Raw genomic sequence first — 23,457 nt, 5'->3', positions numbered from 1 at the left:
GGACCAGACCGTTCGCTACTTCCCCCCTTTGAGAGCGTGTGCGCTGCACGTCCGTGGGCAATCCCACCGATGCGCCGGCGACCCTCCACCCTCTCCCTGGTGACAATAGCTTTGTGGAACCACCCGATCCCATTCCGAACTCGGAAGTGAAACGCAAACGCGCCGATGGTAGTGTGCATCCGCATGCGAGAGTAGGTCATCGCCAGGGTCTTTACCCAAAACCCCCAGCCGGGAACGGCTGGGGGTTTTTCTTTGCGCGTCGCACCGCGCCCGCCGCAGCGCATGCGCAGGGCGCCGACTTCCGACACTCCGACGGGTCGGGCGCGTGTGCTACGTTCGATGCAATTCCGCGGAGAATATCCATGACCAGACTGATTCCAGCAGCCGCGACACTGGCGCTTGCAGCAGGCCTCGCGGCGGGCCTGGCCCACGCGAACGAGGAGATGGCGGTGTCCGATCCCCACCAGTGGCTCGAGGGCGTCGAGGACCCGATGGCGCTCGACTGGGTGAGGCAGCAGAACGCGAAGGCGGAAGCCGAACTGGCCGGGACGCCAGAGTTCCGCCAGCTCGAGTCCGAGCTGCTGGCGATCTACGACTCCGACGACAAGATCCCGGGCGTCTACAAGCAGGGCGACTGGTACTACAACTTCTGGCGCGACCGGAACAACCCGCGCGGCGTCTGGCGCCGCACCACGCTCGAGGAGTACCGCAAGCCGCGCCCGCAGTGGGAGGTCCTGATCGACCTCGACGCGCTCAACCAGGCCGAGGGCGAGAACTGGGTCTGGCACGGCGCGAACTGCCTTCGCCCGGACTACACCCGGTGCCTGGTGGCACTTTCGCGCGGCGGCGCGGACGCCGACGTGACCCGCGAGTTCGACCTGTCCACCAAGTCCTGGGTGAAGGACGGCTTCTATCGCGACGAGGCCAAGGGCGCACTGCGGTGGATCGACCGGGACACGGTGTACGTGTTCACCGATTTCGGTGAGGGCAGCCTCACCAGCTCCGGCTACCCGCGCATCGTCAAGGAGTGGAAGCGGGGCACCCCGATCGCCGATGCCAAGGTGGTGTACGAGGGCCAGGACGGCGACATGTACATCTCGGCCGGCCGCGACCATACCCCCGGCTTCGAGCGCGACTTCGTGGTCCGCACCATCGCCTTCTACAACGACGAGCTCTACCTGCGGAACGCCGACGGCAGCCTGAGCAAGGTGGACGCGCCGAACTCGGCGCAGAAGTCGGTGCAGCGCGAGTGGCTCGGCCTGGAACTGCGCGAACCCTGGACCGTGAACGGCAGGACCTACAGGGCCGGTTCGCTGCTGGTCGCGAAGTTCGACGACTTCATGGCCGGCAAGCGCGAGTTCGAGGTGCTGTTCGAGCCCACCGGTACCACGTCGCTGGCGGGCGCCTCGTTTACCCGCAACCACCTCGTGCTCAATGTCCTGGACGACGTCAAGAACCGCCTGTTCGTGCTCACCCCGGGCGCGAACGGCTGGACCCGCCGGCCGCTGGCCGGACTGCCCGAGTTCGGCACCGTGTCGGCCCAGGCCGTGGACGCGGACGAGTCCGACGCCCTGTGGATCACCGTCACCGACTTCCTCACCCCGACCACGCTCATGCTGGGCGACGCGGGCGAGGGCGCGGCGCCTCCGGAAGTGCTCAAGACCATGCCGACGTTCTTCGATGCCTCGAAGCACGTGGTCGAGCAGCATTTCGCCACATCGAAGGACGGCACCCGCGTGCCGTACTTTCTGGTGCGACCGAAGGACATGGCGCACGACGGCAGCAACCCGACCCTGCTGTACGGCTACGGCGGGTTCGAGATCTCGCTCACGCCGGGCTATTCCGGCGGCATCGGCAAGGGCTGGCTGGAGAAGGGCGGCGTGTACGCGGTCGCCAACATCCGCGGCGGCGGCGAGTACGGGCCGCGCTGGCACCAGGCCGCGCTCAAGGCCAACCGCCACCGCGCCTACGAGGATTTCGCCGCGGTCGCGCAGGACCTGATCCAGCGCCGCGTGACCTCGCCGGCGCACCTGGGCATCCGCGGCGGCAGCAACGGCGGCCTGCTCACGGGCAACATGCTGGTCCAGTACCCGGAGCTGTTCGGGGCGATCGTGATCCAGGTGCCGCTGCTCGACATGCAGCGCTACAACAAGCTGCTCGCGGGCGCGTCGTGGATGGCCGAGTACGGCGATCCGGACAAGCCGGAGGAGTGGGAGTTCATCCGCACCTTCTCGCCCTACCACCTGTTCGATCCGGCGAAGGACTACCCGCCGACGCTGCTGCTCACGTCCACCCGCGATGATCGCGTCCATCCGGGCCACGCCCGCAAGATGATGGCCAGGATGCTCGAGGCCGGCAAGGACGTGCGCTACTACGAGAACATCGAAGGCGGGCACGGCGGCGCGGCGGACAATCGCCAGGCCGCGCACATGGACGCGCTCTACCTGACCTTCCTCTGGCAGCAGCTCGGCCGCAAGTGAGCCGCTCCCCGCGCCCGGCCCGTCCGGGCGCGGCCCCCGAACCCCGCCGGACGCCCCGATGAGAACCGCATTCCTGCTCGCAACGACGATCCTCATGACCCTTTCCAGCCTCCCTGCCATCGCCGCCGCCCCCACGCCGCCCGACGTCGAGAAGCGTCCCCACGTGGTGCGCGCCCCGCATGGCGCCGAGCGCCAGGACGAGTACTACTGGCTGCGCGACGACAAGCGCGAGGATCCGGCGATGCTGGCCTACCTCCAGGCCGAGAACGCCTATGCGGACCAGGTGCTCGCGTCGCTCAAGCCGGTCCAGGAACAGCTGTACTCGGAAATCGTCGGCCGGATCAAGCAGGATGACAGCTCGATTCCGGTGCGCGAGCGCGGCTGGTGGTACTACGCGCGCTACGAAACCGGCAAGGACTATCCGATCCACGCCCGCCGCAAGGACGGGCCCGGCGTGGACGCGCTCTCGATCCAGCAAGCCAACGAGGCCGGCGACTTCGCCGGAGAGGAAGTCCTGCTCGACGTCAACGTGCTGGCCGAGGGCAAGGACTACTACGCCGTCGGCGCGATCGAGGTCAGCCAGGACAACACGATCATGGCCTGGGCGGACGACACCAACGGCCGCCGCCAGTACACCTTCCGCTTCCGCAACCTGGTCACGGGCGAGGACTACCCGGAGGAGATCAAGGGGACCTCCGGCGACCTCGTGTTCACCGACGACGCGCGGGTCGTGCTCTACGTCGAGAACGATCCGGAGACCCTGCTCACCAAGCGGGTCAAGCGCCACGTCATCGGAACCGACCCGGCCACGGACACCGTGGTCTACGAGGAGCCGGACGACAGCTACTACATGGGCATCGACCGCACCCGCGACGACCGCTACATCGTCATCGGCGTGAGCAGCACGGTGTCCGACGAACTGCGTTACGCGCCGGCCGCGGACCCGCGCGAGTTCACCGTGCTGGCGCCGCGCGAGCGCGACCTGGAGTACAGCGCCGACCACCTCGACGGGCGCTGGGTGATCCTGACCAACGCCGACGGCGCGAAGAACTTCAAGCTGGTCCAGGCGCCGAGCGGCTCCCGCGACCGGCGCGACTGGCAGGACGTGGTCGGCCACGACCCCGACGTGCTGCTCGAGGACTTCGAGCTGTTCGACGGCTTCATCGCGCTGGGCGAGCGTTCGCAGGGACTGGAGCGCGTGCGCATCCTGCGCGCCGACGGCAGCGCCGAGTACGTCAAGGCCGACGAACCGGCCTATTCGATGGGTCTGGCCGCCAACAGCGAGCACACCACCACGCGCCTGCGCTACACCTACACCTCGCTGACCACGCCCGCCACCACCTACGAGCTGGACGTGGCCACCGGCGAGCGCCGCCTCCTCAAGCAGCAGCCGGTGATCGGCTACGATGCCACGCAGTACGTCACCGAGCGGGTGTGGGCGCCGGCGCGCGACGGCGAGAAGATCCCGGTCTCGCTGGTGTACCGGAAGGGTTACGCGAAGGACGGCACCGCGGCCCTGCTGCAGTACGCCTACGGCAGCTACGGGATCTCCTCCGACCCCGGCTTCAGCGTCACCGCGATCAGCCTGCTCGACCGTGGCGTGGTCTACGCCATCGCCCACATCCGCGGCGGCCAGGAACTGGGACGGCGCTGGTACGAGGACGGCAAGCTGCTGAAGAAGGTCAATACCTTCACCGACTTCATCGACGTCACCGACTTCCTGGTGGCCGAGGGCTACGCGGCGAAGGACCGCGTCGCCGCCTACGGTGGCAGCGCCGGCGGCCTGCTGATGGGCGCGGTGGCGAACATGGCGCCGGACAGGTACCGCGTGATCCTGTCCCAGGTCCCGTTCGTGGACGTGGTCACCACGATGCTCGACCCGAGCATCCCGCTGACCACCAACGAGTACGACGAGTGGGGCAACCCGGAGCAGCGGGAGTACTACGACTACATGGCCACGTACTCGCCCTACGACAACCTCAAGGCCCAGGCGTATCCGGCGATGTTCGTCGGCACCGGCCTGTGGGACTCGCAGGTGCAGTACTGGGAGCCGGCCAAGTACGTGGCGCGGCTGCGCGACCTCAACACCGGGACCGCGCCCGTGGTGTTCCGCATCAACATGGAGGCCGGCCACGGCGGCAAGTCGGGCCGGTTCCGCCGATTCCGCGAACAGGCGGAGATGTACGCCTTCATGCTCGACCAGCTCGGCGTGAAGTAGCGCGGGCGACCGGGGTGGCGGGAGCGGTAGCATGCGCGCATGCGCCCGCCGTCCCGTCTCCGCTGGGCCTGGTGGCTGGTGGCATGGGCCAGCCTGGGCCTCGGCCTGCTCGGCATGTTCCTGCCGGTCCTGCCGACGGTGCCGTTCATCCTGCTCGCGGCATTCGCCGCGGCCCGGGGGTCGGAGCGGCTGCACCGCAGGTTGCTCGCCGATCCGCGCTTCGGTCCGATGATCCGCGACTGGCGGGCGGGGGGCACCGTCCGGCGCCGCGCCAAGTGGACGGCGACCTGGACCATGCTGGCCTCGGCGCTGGTGCTGGTGGGCCTGGTGCTGCTGCGTGGCGGTGACCGGTGGTGGATTGCGGCGCTGCCGATCGCCTGCATGGCCGCCGTCGCGACCTGGCTGTGGCGTCGCCCCGAGCCGGCACCGCGGCGCGATCCGGGACAGGACTGAACGCCACGGGCACGGGACTCGTCCTGCCCCCGCGGCCCGGGCTACACTGCCGCCATGCGCCGATCCTCCATGCTCCTCGCGCCGATGGCGCTGCTGTTCGCCCTGGTCCTGGCCGCCTGCGGCAACAAGGGCCCGCTGGTATATGCGCCGGCGCCGGATGACGAGGACGTCGAAGAGGTCGAGGAGTCCGGGGAGCCCGAGGCCATCGACGATGCCGGGACGTCGGAGGACGGTGACCCGGCCGATGCCGAGGCCCTGCCGCCCGGCGACGCGCCCGTCGATCCGCCGCCCGCGGGCGACGACAACGGTTGATCCGGTGGCCGTGCCCGCCACCCGCCCGCTCCACGAAGCCATGTCGCGCCCTCCGCTGCGCTTCACCAAGATGCACGGCGCCGGCAACGACTTCGTGGTGCTCGACCTGCGCGACGGCACGCCGCCGCCGGCGCCGGCGTTGTGCCGGGCGCTCGCGGACCGGCATGCCGGCGTGGGCTGCGACCAGATCCTGACCATCGAAGCGCCGGCGGATGCCGCTGCGGTGGCGCGCTACCGGATCTGGAATGCCGACGGCTCGGCATCGGGCCAGTGCGGCAACGGGGCGCGCTGCGTCGCCGCCTGGCTGGTGCGCGAAGGCGCGGCCCGCGGGCCGCGCTTCCTGCTCGAGAGCCCGGCCGGCGTGCATGCGGTCGAGTCGATGGGGGGAGGGCATTACCGGATCGCCATGGGCGTGCCGCGTTTCGCCCCCGCGTCGGTCCCGATGCACGGCGTCGAGCGCGAGTCCACCGGCTACGAGGCCGACGTGCCGCCGCTGGGACGCCTGCGCTTCGGTGCGGTCTCAATGGGCAATCCGCATGCGGTGCTCGAGGTCGACGACGTGGACCGCGCCGAAGTCGCGCGGATCGGGCCGGCGCTCCAGGCCAGCGGCATGTTTCCCGAGTCGGCCAACATCGGCTTCGCCCAGATGCTCGACCGTGGCCGGATCCGGTTGCGCGTGTACGAGCGCGGCGTCGGCGAAACCCTGGCCTGCGGCAGTGGCGCGTGCGCGGCGGTGGCGGTGCTGGTCCGCGCCGGCAGGATCGACCGCGACGTCGCGGTGTCGCTGCCGGGCGGAGAGCTGCGGATCACGTGGCCGGACGATGGCGCCGAGGTGCTGATGGCGGGGCCGGCCGCATTCGTTTTCGAAGGGGAATGGACCCAATGAGCAACAGCGAGACACTTGGTGCCCACGAAGTCGCGGCCTGGCTGCGGCGGCATCCGAAGTTCCTGCAGCAGTTCCCGGACCTCGCGCTGAGCCTGGTGGTGCCGCGCGAGGACGGTCCGGCCGCCTCGCTGGCCAGCTACCAGCTCGAGGTGCTGCGGGACAAGAACCGCGAGCTCTCGCGCCGGTTGCACGACCTGTTCGCGATCTCGCAGGAGAACGAGCGCCTCGCGGTGCGGACCCACCAGCTGACCCTGGCGCTGATGCGCCAGTCGGACGCGCCCGGGGTGGTGCGGGCGATGGCCGCGACCCTGGAGGAAGACTTCGCCGGCGACCTGGTGCGCGTGGTGCTGTTCCGACCGGTCGAGGGCCTGGGCGGCGAGCCCTGGCTGCAGGTGATCGACCGCGACGATCCGCTGCTGCGGCCCTTCGCCGACGCGCTCAAGTCCGGCGAACCGCTGTGCGGCCGGCTGCATCCGGACAAGCACGCGCTGCTGTACGGCGCGCGCAGCGACGAGGTCCAGTCCAGCGCGCTGCTGGCGCTGGAAGGCACCGGCCTGGTGGCCGTGGGCAGCACCGATCCGAACCGCTTCTATCCCGGCATGGGCACGCTGTTCCTGCGCATGATGGGCGAGGCGTTCGAAGTCGCGCTGCGGCGCTTCGATGCCTGACACGGAGCCGACGGCGGGTCGCGCGCGCGACGCCGCTTCGCGCGCCCCGGAACCGCGGTCGACGGTCGAACTGCCGGCGCCCATCGCCGACTACCTCGCCCACCTGCAGGTGGAGCGACGCGCGTCGCCGCACACGCTCGCCAACTATCGTCGCGACCTGGAGGCGCTGGCCGCATGGGCGACGGAGGCGGGCGTGGACGTCGCCGCCCCGGGCGAAGCCGACATCCGCGCCTTCGTCGCCTCCGAGCATCGCCGGGGACTGTCGCCGCGCAGCCTGCAGCGACGGCTGTCCGCGGTGCGTGGGTTCTACCGCTGGCGGCTGCGGCACGGCCAGCTCGCGGCCAATCCCGCCGCGGGGGTGCGCGCGCCGAAGGCGCCGCGCCGGCTGCCGCAGGTGCTGGACCCGGACGAAGCCAGGACCCTGGTCGAAGTGCCGGCCGAAGCGCCTCTGGGGCTGCGCGACCGGGCGATGCTGGAACTGTTCTATTCGTCGGGACTGCGCCTGTCGGAGCTGTGCGCGCTGCGCTGGCGCGACCTGCACCTGGACGACGGCCTGGTGAACGTACTTGGCAAGGGCGGGCGCGAACGGATCGTGCCGGTGGGCTCGTTCGCGCGCGAGGCGCTGCGCGAGTGGCGTGCCGAAAGCCGCGGTGCCGACGACGCCCCGGTGTTCCCCGGGCGTGGCGGAAGGCACATCAGTCCGCGCGCGGTGCAGCTGCGCATGCGCCAGCTCGCCCAGCGCCAGGGCCTGTTCAAGCGCGTGCATCCGCACCTGCTGCGGCACTCCTTCGCCAGCCACGTGCTTGAATCCTCGGGCGACCTGCGCGGCGTGCAGGAGCTGCTCGGCCACGCCGACATCGCCACCACCCAGATCTACACCCACCTCGATTTCGGCCACCTTGCCAGGGTGTACGACGCCGCGCACCCGCGGGCGAGGCGCAAGCGGTGACGTCGGCAGGCGTGTCCTTCGCGTCGCGCCGGGTGGCCGCCGCGGTCCTCGCCTGCCTCGCCATCCTGCCGGTGCAGGCGGGCATTGCCGAAGCGGGGTGGCAGCGGCTGGTCGGGCAGAACCGGCCGCTGGCCGCGGTACGGGAACTCGAACGTTCGCCGGAGCTCGCCCAGCTGCACGCGCAGGTGTCGGTCTTCATCGGCGACGAGGCGCCATCGTGCGGGCTGTCCGGCCGTCTCGTGCTGCCGGATGACGTCGAGTACCGCGACGCGCTGCCGGTGATCGCCGAACTGGCCCGCGACCGGCGCGTGGTGATGCTCAACGAATCCCACTTCCGCGGCGTGCACCGCGCCTTCCTGGCGCGCGTGGTGGCGCTGCTCGACGGACTTGGCTTCGATGCGCTGGCGGCCGAGACGTTCACGCCGGCCGCGCCGGAGCGCCTGCGGGCGTCGGCGCCCGGCACGGACACCGGGTTCTACCTGGCCGATCCGCTGTTTGCCGCCGCGGTCCGCGAGGCGCGCGCGCTCGGTTGGGAGTTCGTGCACTACGAGGCGGACACGACGCACGACCGCGAGTCCCGGGAGGCCGGGCAGGCGCACCGGCTGGCGGAGTGGCTCGCCGCCCACCCCGGGCGCAGGCTGCTGGTCCATGCCGGGGGCTCGCACGTGTCCGAAGCGGCGGAGGCGGGCTGGATGGCTGCGCGCCTCGCCGCAGCGACCGGCCTCGACCCGTTGACCGTGCGCCAGGCCGCGACCGCATGTCCCGGCCAGGCCGGTGCGTGGCCGGTGGAAGCGGACGAGGCGCTGGTGCCGTTCCGGGAGGGACGTCCGCTTGCGGTTGCGGGGACCGACCTGGCGGTGGTGCACCCGCCCGCCGCGGTCGAGGCGGCCCGGCAGGTGCTGGGTGCGCCGGTGGTCGTGTGCGCGCCTGCCGTGGCGCAGGATTCCCTGCTGCGCGCGTTCGGCGAGGCCGATGCGCCGCTCGCGATCGCGCATGACCAGCGCCTGCTGGCGGCGGGCGCCGACCGCGTCCGGCTCCACCTGCGGCCCGGTCGGTACCGGATCGAACGCGAGGATGCCGACGGTCGCCACCCGCTGGGCCGGGTCGAAGTGGCGGACGAAGGGGACGCCGCCTGCCTGCGGCCGGTGCCCTGAATCCCGGTCCGGGTGCGCGGCCATCACGCGCCCGGAATGCGATGTCCGGATCCGGCGAGCGTGCCCGCGTCGCCTGCCGCAGGCTGGCGCCGACTCCACCACGCAGACGACCCTCCATGACGTTCCAGCTGTCCGGCATCGACCCCACGCCCTTCGCCCCGCTGTTCGCGCTGGACGACGGCGCGCTCGCGAGAATCGGCGCGACGCGCTGCGTCGCCGATCGCGACTTCGCTTTTCCCTGCCGCGTCAGCCTGCAGGACGCCAGTCCCGGCGAGGAACTCCTGCTGCTGTCCTGGGAACACCAGCCGGCGGCCTCTCCCTATCGCGCGTCCGGGCCGGTGTTCGTGCGCCGCGACGCGGAGCGCGCGGTGCTGCGCCCGGGCGAGGTCCCGCCGTACGTGACCCGCCGGCTGATGTCGCTGCGGGCCTACGACGCGGCGCACGCGATGGTGGATGCCGAGGTGTGCGAGGGCGTGGACGTGGCGCGGCAGCTCGAGCGGATGTTCGCCGATCCAGGCGTGGCCTATGTGCACCTTCACAACGCCCGCCGTGGCTGCTACTCCTGCCTCGCCCTGCGCGCCTGATGGCCGCGTCGCGGACGACGGCGGGGCTTGATCCGGCCTCCGGCGCCCTCATGTCGGGTGGACCGGACCCGGAGGCCCCATGGATCCCAGCCAGAACCCCAACGTGTTCCACGCCACCACGATCCTGTCGGTGCGCCGCGACGGCAAGGTGGCCGTGGCCGGCGACGGCCAGGTGACCCTCGGCCACACCGTGATGAAGTCCAACGCACGCAAGGTGCGCCGCCTGGGCAAGGACGGCCAGGTGCTGGCCGGGTTCGCCGGCGCCGCGGCCGATGCGTTCACCCTGTTCGAGCTGTTCGAGTCCAAGCTCGAGAAGCATGGCCAGCTGCAGCGCGCCGCGGTCGAGATGGCCAAGGACTGGCGTACCGAACGCCGCTTCGGCAAGCTCGAGGCGCTGCTGGCGGTGGCCGACAGGGACACGTCGCTGATCGTCAGCGGCACGGGCGACGTGATCGAACCCGAGGACGGGATCATCGCCATCGGCTCCGGCGGCAGCTACGCGCTGTCGGCGGCCCGCGCGTTGCTCGCGCACACGCAGCTGGACGCGCGCACGATCGCCACCGAGGCGCTGGCCATCGCCGGCGACATCTGCATCTACACCAACCGCAACGTGGTGGTGGAAGAGCTGTGACCGGCGGCCCGCGCCGCGGGTCGTCGCGCCTGCCGCACCCCGTCGCCGACGCGGTCCCCGGCCGCGGCCGACCGGGCAGGCGCGCGACGACCCGCCCGGGCCACCGGCCACCCGCCACATCACCCTGCACCACTGCATGAAGAGGGCCCGCAGGCCATGACCGATTCCGCTTCCGCCACCATGACCCCGCGCGAGATCGTGCAGGAGCTCGACCGCCACATCATCGGCCAGCAGGCCGCCAAGCGCGCGGTCGCGATCGCGCTGCGCAACCGCTGGCGCCGCGCGCAGCTGCCCGACGAACTGCGCAACGAGGTGATGCCCAAGAACATCCTGATGATCGGCCCGACCGGCGTGGGCAAGACCGAGATCGCGCGCCGCCTGGCCACGCTGGCCAACGCGCCGTTCGTCAAGGTCGAGGCGACGCGCTTCACCGAGGTCGGCTATGTCGGCAAGGACGTCGAGCAGATCATCCGCGACCTGGCCGACACCGCGGTCAAGCTGCACCGCGAGCAGGCCAAGAAGAAGGTCCGCACCCAGGCCGAGGAGCGCGCCGAGGAGCGCATCCTCGACGCGCTGCTGCCGCGGCGCGAGGCGTCGCCGCCGGCGTTCGGCTTCGGCGTGCAGGCCACCACCGTGGACATCGGCGCCGAGCCGTCGGCGAAGGAATCGGAGACCCGGCAGAAGCTGCGCCGCCAACTGCGCGCCGGCGAGCTCGACGAGCGCGAGATCGAGATCGAGCTCTCGACCAGCATCGGGGTGGACATCATGACCCCGCCGGGCATGGAGGAGATGGGACAGCAACTACGGCAGATGTTCTCCAGCCTCGGCGGCGCGAAGACTCACACCCGCAAGCTCACGATCAAGGCCGCGCGCCCGCAGCTGATCGAGGAGGAGGCGGCCAGGCTGGTCAACGAGGACGAGGTGCGCGAGGCCGCGATCGAGTCCTGCGAGCAGCACGGGATCGTGTTCATCGACGAGATCGACAAGGTCGCCAGGCGCAGCGAGGGCGTCGGCGCCGACGTCAGCCGCGAGGGCGTGCAGCGCGACCTGCTGCCGCTGGTGGAGGGCTCGACGGTGAGCACCAAGTACGGGCCGGTGAAGACCGACCACATCCTGTTCATCGCCTCCGGCGCGTTCCACCTGGCCAAGCCGAGCGACCTGATCCCAGAGCTGCAGGGCCGCTTCCCGATCCGGGTCGAGCTGGCCGCGCTGACCAAGGACGACTTCGTGCGCATCCTCACCGAGCCGCGCGCCGCGCTGACCCGCCAGTACGTGGAGCTGCTGCGCACCGAGGGGGTCGAGCTGGAGTTCGTCCCCGACGCCATCGAGCGCGTGGCCGAGATCGCGGCCCAGGTCAACGAGCGACAGGAGAACATCGGCGCGCGCCGCCTGCACACCGTGCTCGAGCGCCTGCTCGACACGCTCAGCTACGAGGCGCCCGACCGCGACGGCACCCGCGTGACGATCGATCGCGCCTACGTCGACGCGCACCTGGGCGAGCTCGTCCAGGATCCGGACCTGAGCCGCTACATCCTGTGACCCGCGCGGCCGCCTGACGCGGCGGCCGCCCCGGAAAACAGGCGCGATCCTGAACGGGTGGCGCGTGCGGCTGTCGCCGCGGGCGGCCGCCGGGCTATGTTTGCCGCGCCCGAGCGCCACACGCCAAGGAGCCCGCCATGCGCATCCGCCATGCCACCATCGCCGCCGCACTCGCCTCGCTGCTGCTGGCCGCGGCGCCTGCCGCCGCGCGCGACGTGTCCTGCCGGCTCACCTTCACCATGAGCGGCTGGTCGGTGCTGTACCGCACCGCCTCGGGCACCGGCACCATCCGCTGCGACAACGGCCAGAGCATGGCGGTGCGGATCAGCGCCAAGGGCGGCGGGCTGACCGTGGGCAAGTCGGAGATCCGCGACGGCCGCGGCGAATTCTCCGGCGTTCGCGACATCCGCGAGGTGCTCGGCACCTACGCCACCGCCGAGGCCCACGCAGGCGCGGTCAAGTCGAGCAAGGCGCAGGTGATGACCAAGGGCGAGGTCTCGCTGGCGCTGGCCGGCACCGGCAGGGGCTGGGACCTGGGCGTGGCGTTCGGCGCGTTCACGATCGAGCCGCGCTGACCCCGCGCGCCCGCGGCGGGGCGGCTCAGTCGACCCCGATGTCCTCGTTCCACACGCCGGGGTTGCGCGCGATCCAGTCGCCCAGCATCGCGATGCACCCGGGATCGGCCAGGTCGACCACCCGCACCCCGTGCGCGCGCAGCCAATCGTGGCCGCCGCTGAAGTTCACCGACTCGCCCATCACCACCGTGCCGATGCCGAACTGGCGCACCAGTCCGCTGCAGTACCAGCAGGGCGACAGGGTGGTGACCATGATCGTGTCGCGATACGAGCGCTGGCGGCCGGCCTTGCGGAAGGCGTCGGTCTCGCCGTGCACCGACGGATCGCCTTCCTGCACCCGGCGGTTGCGGCCGCGGCCGAGCAGGGTGCCGTCGGCGCGGAACAGCGCGGCGCCGATCGGGATGCCGCCTTCGGCCAGGCCGGCGCGGGCTTCGTCGATCGCGACCTGGAGCATGGCCCGGTAGTCGGGCGCCGGGGGCTGGCTGGACATTCGACCGTCCTCACGGCTCGGGGGGACTGCCCCATTATCACTGCTTCGGGTAGTGTGTCCCGGCCCGGGCCGCTCGCGCGGCAGGGCGGACGACCGCAACAGGGGGATGGGGATGGGGATTCGTATCGGAGTGCGGGGTGCGATGCTGGCAGGGCTCGGCCTGCTGGCGGCGCCCGGCGTGCAGGCGCAGGTGGTGCCCGGGCACCTGGAGTTGCACTGGGGCGACCCGGTCCCGCAGAGCGCGCAGGCGCCGCGGTTCAAGGCCAGCCTGGCGCTGGACAACGGCGCCAGGCTGGCGCTCGACCCGGCCCAGGCGCGGCGCGGCGCGGGCGACCTCTACACGCTTTCGGGCCGGCGGGTCGCGGTGCAGTTCGTGCCCGACAAGTCGACCGGCGGCCGCCGGATCGAGGCGATCGTCGCCGCCGACGACCCCGACACGGGGCGTCCGCACGGCCTGACCGGAGACCGGGGACTGGCCAAGGCCACCCTGGGATCCACGCGCTGGATCACCCTGGCCTGCCGGTTCAAGGACATCGCCGAAGAGCAGGAGTCGATCGACTTCTTCCGGGAGCTGTACGGCGACGCGCCGGGCCAGCTCGGCCACTACTGGCGCGAGGTGTCCTACAACAGGATCAACCTCGCCGGCAGCGACGCCAAGGGCTGGTACGAACTGCCGCAGCCGCGCTCGCACTACGTCCCCGAGGACGGCAGCGCCGACCTGAAGCAGCTGTTCGAGGACTGCACCGCCGCCGCCGACGCGGAAGTGGATTTCGCCAGCGTGGTCGGCGTCAACATGATGTTCAACGGCGACCTGGACGGCTACGCCTGGGGCGGCAGCCAGTGCGCCGAACGCGACGGCGCGTTCCGCTGCCTGTCGAGTACCTGGAACCCGCCCTGGTCGTTCCAGAACCTCGCCCCGCTGGCGCACGAGATGGGCCACGGCTACGGCCTGCCGCATTCGGACAACTCCGATGGCGACACCGACACCTACGACAATCCGTGGGACGTGATGAGCGACAGCTGGGGCAATGCCGTCGTGCACGACGATTACGGCAGCCTGCCCAAGCACGTCAACATCCTCCAGCGCGACCGCCTCGGCTGGGTGGACCCGGCGCGCAAGCGCACGATCCAGTGGGGCGGCGCCCCGGTGCGCGTGCAGCTGGACTACGCCAGCCTGGCCAGCGCGTCGAACGCGCAGATGGTGCTGCTCGAGACCCCGCCGCCGCCCGACCCGTACCGCGGCACCTGGTACACGGTCGAGGCCCGCACCCGGACCGGCCACTACGAGGCCAACCTGGCCGGCACCGCGGTCATCATCCACGCCCTGGGCGGCAGCTACGAGCGCGACATCGCCCAGAGCCAGGACGCCGACTGGCCGGCGGCCGACAGGTCCTGTAACGAGGGCTCGATGTTCACGGTCGGCGAGATATGGATTTCGCCCGACGGCCTGTACGGCGTCTACGTCGAGTCCGCCACCCCCACCGGGTTCGTGGTCGTGGTGTACTCCAGCCCGCACGCCACCGGCGGCCCGGGCCCGCGCCGCCTGCGCCGCTGAGCCCGTCCGCCGCACGGCGCCGTGACGACCGCGGCGCCGCGCGGTGCGATAATGCGCGCATGACCGCACCCGACGACTCCGGCACCACCCATTTCGGCTTCCGCGAGGTCCCGGTGGCCGAGAAGCGCCGCCTGGTCGGGCAGGTGTTCTCGTCGGTCGCCGGCAACTACGACCTGATGAACGACCTGATGAGCCTCGGCATCCATCGGGTCTGGAAGCGCTATTTCGTCGCCACCGCGCAGGTCCCGCGCGGCGGCCGGGTCCTGGACCTGGCCGGCGGCACCGGCGACATCGCCGCGCTGCTGCGCGGGCGCCTGGGGCCGGAAGGCGAGGTGGTGCTGGGCGACATCAACGCGCAGATGCTGCGCACCGGGCGCGACCGCATGACCGACCGCGGCAGCGTGCGCGGCCTGCACTATGTCCAGTGCAACGCCGAGGTGCTGCCGTTCCCGGACGGCAGCTTCGACCTGGTCACGATCGCCTTCGGCCTGCGCAACGTCACCGACAAGGACGCCGCGCTGCGCGAGATGCTGCGCGTGCTCAAGGTCGGCGGCCAGGCGCGGGTGCTCGAGTTCTCCGAAGTGAAGGCCGACTGGTTCCGGCCGGTCTACGACTTCCACTCGTTCCAGGTGCTGCCGCGCCTGGGCCGGCTGTTCGCCGGCGACGCCGACAGCTACCGTTACCTGGCCGAATCGATCCGCCGCCATCCGCCGCAGGAGGAGCTGCGGGCGATGATGGAGGCGGCCGGGTTCGCGCGTGCGCGCTACCGCAACCTGACCGGCGGGATCGTGGCGATCCACGACGGCTGGAAGGCCTGATCCGCGGCATCGCCGGACGCGGCACTGCGCCCGCCGCGCGCGGGGATTAGAATCGGGCCACTGTTCCCGCACGAGGTTTCCCCCGGCGATGCGTCTTCCCCGCGTGCGCGCGCTGCGCGCCCTCCCGATCCTGCTGTCCCTGTTCCTGCTGGCCGCATGCCAGCGCGACGCCTCCAACCCCGAACCCGCGGCCGCGAAGCCGGCCAGGCCCGCGATGTCCGAAACCGACGAGCATTCCCGCGCCGAACCCGATAAGGTCGTGATCGAGGACCTCGCCCTCGACTTGGCGCTCGACTTCGACAGCCGGACCCTCTCCGGCACCGCCACCTACCGCCTGGACTGGAAGGATCCGTCGGCGACGGTGCTGGCGCTGGACACGCGCGACCTGTCGATCGCGAAGGTCGAGGCCGAGGTCGACGGCGCTTGGCAGCCGCTGCAGTTCGCGCTCGACGAGGCCGATCCGGTCCTGGGCAGCCGATTGCGGATCGAGGCGCCGCAGCGCCCGGCGCGGGTGCGCGTCACCTACCGCACCTCGCCCGGGGCCTCCGGCCTGCAATGGCTGACGCCGGAGATGACCGAGGGCAAGCAGCTGCCCTTCATGTTCAGCCAGTCGCAGCAGATCCACGCCCGTTCCTGGGTGCCGCTGCAGGACACCCCGCAGGTGCGCTACACCTACACCGCCCGCGTCACCACGCGTCCGGACGTGATGGTGCTGATGAGCGCCGACAACGACCCGGCCGCCGAGCGCGACGGCGAGTACCACTTCGCCATGCCGCAGCCGATCCCGTCGTACCTGATGGCGATCGCGGCCGGCGACCTGGTGTTCAAGCCGATCTCCGAACGCTCGGGCGTGTGGGCCGAGCCGGCGATGGTCGAGCGCGCGCACGCCGAGTTCGCCGACACCGAGCAGATGATCGCCGCTGCCGAGGCGCTGTACGGCGAGTACCGCTGGGGCCGCTACGACCTGCTGGTGCTGCCGCCGTCGTTCCCGTTCGGCGGCATGGAGAACCCGCGCCTGTCGTTCATCACCCCGACCGTGATCGTGGGCGACAGGTCGCTGGTGGCGCTGATCGCGCACGAGCTCGCGCACAGCTGGTCGGGCAACCTGGTCACCTTCGCCAACGCCCGCCACGGCTGGCTCAACGAGGGCATGACCAGCTACGTCGAGAACCGCATCGTCGAGGCGCTGTACGGCAAGGAGTTCAGCGACATGGAATGGGTGCTCGCGCGCGACGCGCTCAAGCGCGACATCGGCGCGATGCCGGAGCCGCGCCAGGCGCTGGCGATCCGCCCCGGCACCGAGGTCGACGCCGACGACGCGCTGAGCGGGGTGAGCTACGACAAGGGCGCCTGGTTCCTGCACTTCCTCGAGGAGCGCTACGGCCGCGACGTGTTCGATCCGTTCCTGCGCGGCTACTTCGACCACTTCGCGTTCCAGAGCATCACCACCGAGACCTTCCTGGCCTACGCGAAGGAGCACCTGCTGGGCCCTAACCCGGGCGTGGTGAGCGAGGGCGAGCTGGAGGAGTGGCTGTACGGCCCCGGCATCCCGGCCAGCGCGCCGCAGGTGCTCTCGCCGCGCCTGGGTATCGTCGATTCGGCGCGCCTGGGCTGGCGCGGCAGCAAGCAGCTGCCGCCGGCCCAGATCACCGCCAAGTGGAGCACCCAGGAGTGGCTGCATTTCCTGGAAGGCATGCCCGGGACCCTGCCGCTGGCCGACCTGGAGCAGCTCGACGCCGCCTACGGGTTCACCGGCACCGCCAACGGCGAGATCGCGATGCGCTGGTACCCGCTGGCGATCCGCAGCGGTTATGCCGCGGCGTATCCGGCGGCGGCGGAGTTCATCAGCCGCGTCGGACGGCGCAAGCTGATCATCCCGGTGTACCAGGCGCTGGCGGAGACCGCGGAGGGGCTGGCGCTCGCGCGCGAGACCCTGGAGGCCGCACGGCCCGGCTACCACCCGATCACGACCGCCTCGGTGGCGAAGGTGCTGGCCGAGGCGAAGCCGGCGCCTTCGCCCGCGCCCGGGCCGACCGGCGGCGACGGCGGGGCCGAGTCGCAGGACGAGGCCCGGGCGGACGAGCCCTCCGGAGGCTGAGCTCGGGAGGACGCCGCGGGCTTGCGGCGGCGCACGGCGCGCCCGACACTGCCCGCGTCGCCGGCCGCGTGCCGGCCTGGTTGCGAGGACAGCGCCCGATGTCGCCACGCCCGTTCGCCATCGCCACCCTGGCCCTGCTCCTGCTCGCCGGTTGCAGGGACCGTGAAGCCGAGGCCGCGGCCCAGGCCGCGGCGATCGCCGCCGCCAACGAACAGGCGGCCGTCGAGGCCGAGAAGGCGTTCGATGCCGCGGTCGCCGACGGCAACTGGGCGCTGGCCAAGGCGCAGGGCGACATCGTGTTCGCGCGCTGGCCCGACACCGAGGCCGCGGCCCGCCTGCGGCCGCGCTACGAGGAGGCGCGGGCCAAGGGGCAGGCCGAGGTCGAGGCGCGCCGCCTGGCCGCGCTGTGGACCTACCAGAGCATCGCGGTGAAGGGTGGCCAGCAGGTGTCGGCGGCCATCCACGCCAAGGATCCACTCGACGTCGACGGCAGCGGCCCCAGGCCGGTGCAGCTGATCTTCCGCGACCACCCCGAATGGGGCCGCAGCAGCTACCTCGTGCTCAAGGCCGGCGACTTTGCGCGGCCCTGCTACCGCGGCTGCCGGGTCAAGGTCACCGTCGACGAGCAGCCGCCGCGCAACATGGCCGCCAACCGTCCCGACACGGACGAGGCGATCGCCATGTTCATCGAGGACGAGAAGGCGCTGTGGCGCATGCTTCGCGACGCGTCGGTACTGCGGATCGAGTTCCCGACCCGCGACGCGGGCACGCAGGTGGCCGAGTTCGAGGTTGGCGGGCTCGACCGCGCGAGGATGCCGAAGTGGGACTGAGCGCGAACGGCTGACCCCGGGGTCGCGCCGGGGCGTGCCGCCGGTCCCGTCGCGAGCTGCAGGTGCCGGGCGGACGGCTGCAACAGGTCCCAATGGTTGGCGCGGGTGTCGCGCCTCACGGCTACGGTGCTGGACGGCTCCACCTGGAGAGGAGGTGGGCGGCCGGGCGCGTCGGCCGCCATGCCACGGGCCGCGGCCCGGCGTCAGCGTCCACGCACGGGCGTCAGGTGGGTCAGCATGCAGCGCCACTGCCCGTCGACGCGGCGATAGATGTCGGTGACGTATTCGTCGGCCTGGATCGGTTCGCCATTGAAGGTCCCCGTGTTCTGGCCGCGACCGGTCACCCAGGCCATGTCGCCGGCCACGCAGGCATGGGTCGCGGTCTTGGTCATCGTGGCGTGGGTCAGCACGCCCGAGGCGATGACGCCCAGGATGCGTTCGCGCGGGACCGGCCCGGCCTCGGGCGTGACCAGGATCCAGTCGTCGGTGATGCAGCGCGCGATCTGCTCGACGTCGTTGGAGACCATCGCGCGGTTGAAGGCCTCCTCGAGTTCGACCAGGAAAGCCGGGACGGGGCTGTGCGTCATCGTTTCTGGATCCTCAGGTCGCGGGCGGGATGCGCATGGGTTCATGCGCGCACGTAGCGCAGGTGGGTGGCGGTGGCGTCGTGGACGACGCCGTCGATCCGGAACCGCGGCCCGGGTTCGGCCAGGTTCGCGAACAGCCGCGTGCCGCCGCCGAAGAACACGGGCGCCAGGGCGATCTCGAGCTCGTCCACCACGCCGAGGTTCAGGTACTGCTGGATCACGTCGGCGCCGCCGGAGATGCGCACGTCGCGCCCGCCCGCCGCTCGGCGCGCGAGGGCCAGCGCCTGCTCCGCGCCTGCGTCGACGAAATGGAAGGTCGTGCCCCCGGGGCGTGCCCAGGGATTGCGCCTTTCGTGGGTCAGTACGTAGACGGGAGTATGGAAAGGGGCGTCCTCCGGCCAGCTGGCCTCGCCCTGGTCGAACATGCGCTTGCCCATGATGTGGGCGCCGGTGCGTTCGAAGGTGTGGCGGACCATGTCGTTGACGGCGCCCGTCCGGCCTCCGGGGCCAAGCCCGAGCCGGTCGCGCAGGTACTGCTGCTCGAGGGCCCATGCCATCAATGCGCCCCACTTCGCGCCCCAGCCCTTGTGGGTGGGGTCGCTCATGGTCATGCCCTCGGGGGCGAGGTAGCCGTCGAGGCTGAGGGCGATGTTGACGAAAATCCGGGTCATGGGGCCTGTTCTCCGGCGCGTGCGGGCGGGTGCGTGCCGGGCCGCGCAGGGAGCGCGGTCCCGGCGGGCGCGTCATGCGGCGGACGGGCAGCCGCCGGGCTTGTGGATGCGCTGGCGCGATGGCGGGTACTTGGCCAGCAGGCGGGCGGGCCGGATCGGGCGCGGCGAGAGGTTGCCCCCGCAGTTGGGGCAGACGCCGGCGAGGCGGTCCCGGGCGCAGTCGGGACAGAACGTGCACTCGAACGTGCAGATCAGCGCGGGCGCCCCGGGGGGCAGGTCCCGGTCGCAGCATTCGCAGTTGGGTCGGAGTTCGAGCATGGCGGGATTCCTTGTCGGGCAGTGGCAGGGACGTGGCGGCCGCGGGATCCCGATCCCGCGCGCCCGCGCAGGACGATCTTGCGGCAGATGCGCGCGACGGGCCATGGCCGTCGGCATGCACGGGCGCTCGTCTGGTGCAGGCATGGCATGTCCCCGGGGCGGTGGGTCTGGTACCGGGCGACGAACGGGACTGCCGCGAATCGACATCCGCGCTGCAGGGTGGACGGTCGGGGCGGACAGTGACGCGGGCGCCACCGGTCTCCAACGCGCTTCCGCAGGAGGGGGCGCACGCATGCGGATCCAGCGAAGCTGCGTGGGCGGCCGGCGCGGCTGCACGCCTGGCGGCGCCCGGGCCTGCCGGGCGGACGGGACGGAAGGCCCGCGAGCCCGATGCCTAGAGCGAGTACCCGAACTGCTGCCGGAACTGCTCGGCGAACTCGGGGAAGTCGAAGCGCTGGTTCTGGGTGCCCGGATGCTCGACCTTCAGCGCGCCCATCAGGTTGCCGATCCGGCCGATCGTCATCCAGTCGTAGCCCTTCTCGATGCCGAAGATCAGGCCGGCGCGGAACGCGTCGCCGCAGCCGGTGGGGTCGGTGACGCGGCGTTCGTGCGCCGGCGGGACCTCGTAGCTCTTGTCCGGGGTGTGGATCACCGCGCCCTTGGGCCCGCGGGTGACGATGTAGGCCTTCACCCGCTGCACGATGTCCTTCTCGTTCCAGCCGGTGCGCTCCTGCAGCAGGTTGGACTCGTAGTCGTTGACCGTGACGTAGTCGGCCTGCTCGATGAAGGCGCGCAGCTCCTCGCCGTTGAACAGCGGCATGGCCTGGCCGGGGTCGAAGATGAAGGGGATGCCGCACTCGGCGAACTCCTTCGCGTTCTGGACCATGCCCTCGTAGCCGTCCGGGCTGACGATGCCGATGGTGACGCCCGGCACGTCCCTCACGTGGTTCTCGTAGCTGCGCATCATCGCCCCCGGGTGGAAGGCGGTGATCTGGTTGTTGTCGTGGTCGGTGGTGATGAAGGCCTGGGGGGTGAACAGGTCCTCGATCACCTTGACCCGCTCGAGGGTGATCCCGTTCTCCTCGAACCACTGCCGGTAGGGGCCGAAGTCCTGGCCGACTGTGGCCATCGGCACCGGGTCGCCGCCCAGCAGCTTGAGGTTGTAGGCGATGTTGCCGGCGCAGCCGCCGAACTCGCGCCGCATCCGCGGCACCAGGAACGAGACGTTCAGGATGTGCACCTTGTCCGGCAGGATGTGGTTCTTGAACTGGTCGGGGAACACCATGATGGTGTCGTAGGCCAGGGAACCGCAGATCAGGGCGGACATCGGGCGACTCGGCGGGAGAAGGGGCCGCTAGGGTAGCGGGGCGGCGGGCCCGAGGCCAGCGCGGGTCCTCCCCGGCCACCGGGCCCGGGCCATGGTGCCCGGGATCCGGACTGGTGCGGGAATGGGGCGCCGGTCCCGCCCGAAAAGCGCTTTTTTGCTAGGCTAGCCGCCTCGCGCGTGCGCCCCTGACGGACCCCGTTCCCCGATGTTCAAGAAGTTCCGCGGCATGTTCTCCAACGACCTGTCCATCGACCTGGGCACGGCCAATACCCTGATCTTCGTCCGCGGGCAGGGCATCGTCCTGAACGAGCCGTCGGTGGTGGCGGTGCGCCAGGACCGCGCCGGCGGGCAGAAGGCGGTGGCGGCGGTGGGCAGCGAGGCCAAGATGATGCTGGGCCGCACGCCCGGCAACATCACCACCCACCGGCCGATGAAGGACGGCGTGATCGCCGACTTCACCTACACCGAGGAGATGCTCAAGCACTTCATCCGCAAGGTCCACAAGAGCCGGTTCCTGCGCCCGAGCCCGCGCGTGCTGATCTGCGTGCCGGCCGGTTCGACCCAGGTGGAGAAGCGCGCGATCCGCGACTCGGCGATGGAGGCCGGTGCCCGCGACGTGTCCCTGATCGAGGAACCCATGGCCGCGGCGATCGGCGCCGGCATGCCGGTGACCGAGGCGCGCGGCTCGATGGTGGTCGACATCGGCGGCGGCACCACCGAGGTGGCGGTGATCGCGCTCAACGGCATCGTGTACTCGCAGTCGGCGCGCATCGGCGGCGACCGCTTCGACGAGTCGATCATCAACTACGTGCGCCGCAACCACGGCATGCTGATCGGCGAAACCACGGCCGAAAAGATCAAGATCGAGCTCGGCTGCGCCTATCCGCAGGAGAAGGTCGAGTCGATGGAGATCTCGGGCCGGCACCTGGCCGAGGGCGTGCCGAAGGTGGTGACCATCACCTCCAGCGAGGTGCTCGACGCGCTGCGCGAGCCGCTCTCGGGCATCGTCGCCGCGGTGCGCCAGGCGCTGGAGCAGACCCCGCCGGAACTGTGCGCGGACGTGGCCGAGCGCGGGATCGTGCTCACCGGCGGCGGCGCGCTGCTGCGCGACCTCGACCGCCTGCTCAGCGAGGAGACCGGCCTGCACGTGCAGATCGCGGAGGACCCGCTGACCTGCGTGGCGCGCGGCGGCGGCCGCGCACTGGAACTGCTGGACCTGCACGGCAACGAGTTCTTCGCCTCCGAATGAGGGTGGTCGGGGACGACGGCGGGTGACCGGATGAACCGGCTGGGGACCGGCCGGTCCCCAACCGCAGCCCCATCGGCGGCCGGCCGCGGCGCCGGCCTTCCCACACCAGCCCAGCATTCGACGGTCCCCTATCGTGCCTTCCTTCGCCAACCCGGCCGCTCCCCGACCAGGCGACGTCGCCGGGACCCTGCGGCTGCTGGCCTACCTGGCGTTGTCGGTGGCGCTGATCGTGTTCGACCATCGCGGCGGCTGGCTGACCCGCGCGCGGGAGACGGCCGCCGTCGCGGTCCAGCCGCTGTGGCAGCTGGCGGGCCTGCCGGCGCGGCTCGGCCAGGCGATGCGCGAGGACGCGGTGACCCGCTCGATGCTGTCGGAGGACAACCGCCGGCTGCGCAACGAACTGCTGGTGATGGCCGCGCGCCAGGCCCAGCTGCAGGTGGAGGCCGACGAGAACGCGCGCCTGCGCGGGCTGCTGGGCGCGGCCGCGCGCGGCGGCCTGGACGTGCAGCTGGCGCCGATCCTGGACATCGACCTCGATCCCTCGCGCCAGCGCCTGCTGCTCAATGCCGGCAGCCGCGACGGCGTGCGCCAGGGCCAGACCGTGATCGATGCCGGCGGCGTGCTCGGCCAGGTCATCGCGGTCACCCCGGACACGGCGACGGTGCTGCTGCTCACCGACCTCGACCACGCGGTCCCGGTCTCGATCTCGCGCACCGGCGTGCGCCTGCTGGCCTACGGCATCGGCCGCGCCGACCGCCTGGAACTGCGCAACATCCCGGTCTCGAGCGACGTGCAGGTGGGGGACGTGGTGGTGACCTCCGGCCTGGGCGGGCGCTTTCCGCCCGGCTTCCCGGTCGGGCGCATCGTCGACCTGCGGCCGGATGACAGCCAGGCCTTCCTGATCGGCGGGCTGGCGCCCGCGGCCCAGCTCGACCGCGGCCGCGACGTGCTGCTGCTGCGCGGGACCGCGCCGAGGGCCCGGGCCCCGGAGGCCGCGGAAGATGCGTCGGGCGAACCTGGCGAAGGCACCGCGGACGAGGCGGACGCGCCAGGCGCCGAGCCGCC

22 protein-coding genes, 1 rRNA gene and 1 pseudogene are annotated in these 23,457 nt (G+C 71.5%); 19 read left to right on the top strand and 5 right to left on the bottom strand.

The genetic code is table 11. From position 1 onward, the window contains the following. Window positions 1-95 precede the first annotated feature (95 nt). The 13 genes from rrf (at window position 96) to LUTJ29_RS0104200 (ending at window position 12,449) form a co-directional block, all read left to right on the top strand. Window positions 96-208: ribosomal RNA gene (gene rrf / locus LUTJ29_RS0104260) — 5S ribosomal RNA — on the top strand. 166 nt (window positions 209-374) lie between these two features. Next, on the top strand, window positions 375-2,480 hold the full coding sequence (locus LUTJ29_RS0104255; RefSeq protein ID WP_027071465.1) for a prolyl oligopeptidase family serine peptidase: 2,106 nt from the start codon (window positions 375-377) through the stop codon (window positions 2,478-2,480). Between the two features lie 58 nt (window positions 2,481-2,538). After that, window positions 2,539-4,698 carry a S9 family peptidase gene (locus LUTJ29_RS0104250; RefSeq protein WP_027071464.1) on the top strand — a complete coding sequence of 720 codons (2,160 nt, stop codon included), beginning with the start codon at window positions 2,539-2,541 and terminating at the stop codon, window positions 4,696-4,698. A gap of 39 nt (window positions 4,699-4,737) precedes the next feature. Further along, on the top strand, window positions 4,738-5,151 hold the full coding sequence (locus tag LUTJ29_RS0104245; RefSeq protein ID WP_027071463.1) for a YbaN family protein: 414 nt from the start codon (window positions 4,738-4,740) through the stop codon (window positions 5,149-5,151). A 54-nt stretch (window positions 5,152-5,205) separates the two neighbouring features. Next, window positions 5,206-5,463: a lipoprotein gene (locus LUTJ29_RS16065; RefSeq protein WP_144774426.1), complete on the top strand. Its 258-nt coding sequence runs from the start codon at window positions 5,206-5,208 to the stop codon at window positions 5,461-5,463. A gap of 40 nt (window positions 5,464-5,503) precedes the next feature. Beyond that, a complete protein-coding gene (gene dapF, locus LUTJ29_RS0104235) occupies window positions 5,504-6,349 on the top strand; it encodes a diaminopimelate epimerase (RefSeq protein WP_027071462.1) in 846 nt (281 codons plus the stop codon). Next, window positions 6,346-7,017, top strand: coding sequence for a DUF484 family protein (locus tag LUTJ29_RS0104230; protein WP_027071461.1), 672 nt, complete (start codon window positions 6,346-6,348; stop codon window positions 7,015-7,017). Before dapF ends, LUTJ29_RS0104230 begins: the two co-directional genes overlap by 4 nt. Further along, window positions 7,010-7,966 carry a tyrosine recombinase XerC gene (gene xerC / locus LUTJ29_RS0104225; protein WP_027071460.1) on the top strand — a complete coding sequence of 319 codons (957 nt, stop codon included), beginning with the start codon at window positions 7,010-7,012 and terminating at the stop codon, window positions 7,964-7,966. The genes LUTJ29_RS0104230 and xerC overlap by 8 nt, the downstream gene beginning before the upstream one ends. Further along, on the top strand, window positions 7,963-9,120 hold the full coding sequence (locus tag LUTJ29_RS0104220; protein ID WP_027071459.1) for a hypothetical protein: 1,158 nt from the start codon (window positions 7,963-7,965) through the stop codon (window positions 9,118-9,120). The genes xerC and LUTJ29_RS0104220 overlap by 4 nt, the downstream gene beginning before the upstream one ends. 116 nt (window positions 9,121-9,236) lie before the next feature. Then, window positions 9,237-9,704, top strand: coding sequence for a DUF1203 domain-containing protein (locus LUTJ29_RS0104215; protein WP_027071458.1), 468 nt, complete (start codon window positions 9,237-9,239; stop codon window positions 9,702-9,704). Between the two features lie 79 nt (window positions 9,705-9,783). After that, window positions 9,784-10,335, top strand: a complete 552-nt coding sequence (gene hslV / locus LUTJ29_RS0104210) for an ATP-dependent protease subunit HslV (RefSeq protein ID WP_027071457.1) — start codon at window positions 9,784-9,786, stop codon at window positions 10,333-10,335. 156 nt (window positions 10,336-10,491) lie between these two features. After that, complete coding sequence (gene hslU / locus LUTJ29_RS0104205) at window positions 10,492-11,874, top strand: ATP-dependent protease ATPase subunit HslU (RefSeq protein ID WP_027071456.1); 1,383 nt, start codon at window positions 10,492-10,494, stop codon at window positions 11,872-11,874. Between the two features lie 137 nt (window positions 11,875-12,011). Then, window positions 12,012-12,449: a hypothetical protein gene (locus LUTJ29_RS0104200; RefSeq protein WP_027071455.1), complete on the top strand. Its 438-nt coding sequence runs from the start codon at window positions 12,012-12,014 to the stop codon at window positions 12,447-12,449. Between the two features lie 25 nt (window positions 12,450-12,474). Here LUTJ29_RS0104200 and LUTJ29_RS0104195 read toward each other — a convergent pair whose 3' ends face one another. Then, window positions 12,475-12,939, bottom strand: a complete 465-nt coding sequence (locus LUTJ29_RS0104195; RefSeq protein ID WP_027071454.1) for a nucleoside deaminase — start codon at window positions 12,937-12,939, stop codon at window positions 12,475-12,477. Between the two features lie 142 nt (window positions 12,940-13,081). Here LUTJ29_RS0104195 and LUTJ29_RS0104190 point away from each other — a divergent pair, with 142 nt between their 5' ends. From LUTJ29_RS0104190 to LUTJ29_RS0104175, 4 genes are all read left to right on the top strand, one after another. Then, window positions 13,082-14,494 (top strand): zinc-dependent metalloprotease family protein, encoded by a 1,413-nt coding sequence (locus tag LUTJ29_RS0104190; RefSeq protein ID WP_027071453.1) that lies wholly within the window; start codon window positions 13,082-13,084, stop codon window positions 14,492-14,494. Window positions 14,495-14,553: 59 nt separating this feature from the next. Beyond that, window positions 14,554-15,312, top strand: coding sequence for a bifunctional demethylmenaquinone methyltransferase/2-methoxy-6-polyprenyl-1,4-benzoquinol methylase UbiE (ubiE, locus tag LUTJ29_RS0104185; RefSeq protein WP_027071452.1), 759 nt, complete (start codon window positions 14,554-14,556; stop codon window positions 15,310-15,312). A gap of 88 nt (window positions 15,313-15,400) precedes the next feature. After that, window positions 15,401-17,410, top strand: a complete 2,010-nt coding sequence (locus LUTJ29_RS16060; RefSeq protein ID WP_084524631.1) for a M1 family metallopeptidase — start codon at window positions 15,401-15,403, stop codon at window positions 17,408-17,410. 98 nt (window positions 17,411-17,508) lie between these two features. Further along, on the top strand, window positions 17,509-18,240 hold the full coding sequence (locus tag LUTJ29_RS0104175) for a hypothetical protein (RefSeq protein WP_043740353.1): 732 nt from the start codon (window positions 17,509-17,511) through the stop codon (window positions 18,238-18,240). Window positions 18,241-18,443: 203 nt separating this feature from the next. On the opposite strand, the gene LUTJ29_RS0104170 is transcribed toward LUTJ29_RS0104175, so the two are convergent. The 4 genes from LUTJ29_RS0104170 to LUTJ29_RS0104155 form a co-directional block, all read right to left on the bottom strand. After that, complete coding sequence (locus LUTJ29_RS0104170; RefSeq protein WP_027071450.1) at window positions 18,444-18,827, bottom strand: nuclear transport factor 2 family protein; 384 nt, start codon at window positions 18,825-18,827, stop codon at window positions 18,444-18,446. A 41-nt stretch (window positions 18,828-18,868) separates the two neighbouring features. Continuing rightward, a complete protein-coding gene (locus LUTJ29_RS0104165; protein ID WP_027071449.1) occupies window positions 18,869-19,498 on the bottom strand; it encodes a dihydrofolate reductase family protein in 630 nt (209 codons plus the stop codon). Between the two features lie 72 nt (window positions 19,499-19,570). Beyond that, window positions 19,571-19,816, bottom strand: coding sequence for a DUF1272 domain-containing protein (locus LUTJ29_RS0104160; RefSeq protein WP_027071448.1), 246 nt, complete (start codon window positions 19,814-19,816; stop codon window positions 19,571-19,573). Window positions 19,817-20,210: 394 nt separating this feature from the next. Then, on the bottom strand, window positions 20,211-21,143 hold the full coding sequence (locus tag LUTJ29_RS0104155; protein WP_027071447.1) for a carbohydrate kinase family protein: 933 nt from the start codon (window positions 21,141-21,143) through the stop codon (window positions 20,211-20,213). A 205-nt stretch (window positions 21,144-21,348) separates the two neighbouring features. On the opposite strand from LUTJ29_RS0104155, the gene LUTJ29_RS0104150 reads away from it, so the two are divergent. Next, the gene (locus tag LUTJ29_RS0104150) at window positions 21,349-22,392 is read left to right on the top strand and encodes a rod shape-determining protein (protein WP_027071446.1); all 1,044 of its coding nucleotides are present in this window, start codon (window positions 21,349-21,351) and stop codon (window positions 22,390-22,392) included. 133 nt (window positions 22,393-22,525) lie between these two features. Further along, window positions 22,526-23,440, top strand: a pseudogene (gene mreC, locus LUTJ29_RS16055) (rod shape-determining protein MreC); the annotation flags it as partial. Window positions 23,441-23,457: the final 17 nt, after the last annotated feature.

This window comes from Luteimonas sp. J29, from assembly GCF_000472505.1.
Lineage (GTDB): Bacteria > Pseudomonadota > Gammaproteobacteria > Xanthomonadales > Xanthomonadaceae > Luteimonas.
Note: the sequence above shows the minus strand (reverse complement) of the source record. Positions and strands in the feature narration are given on the sequence as shown.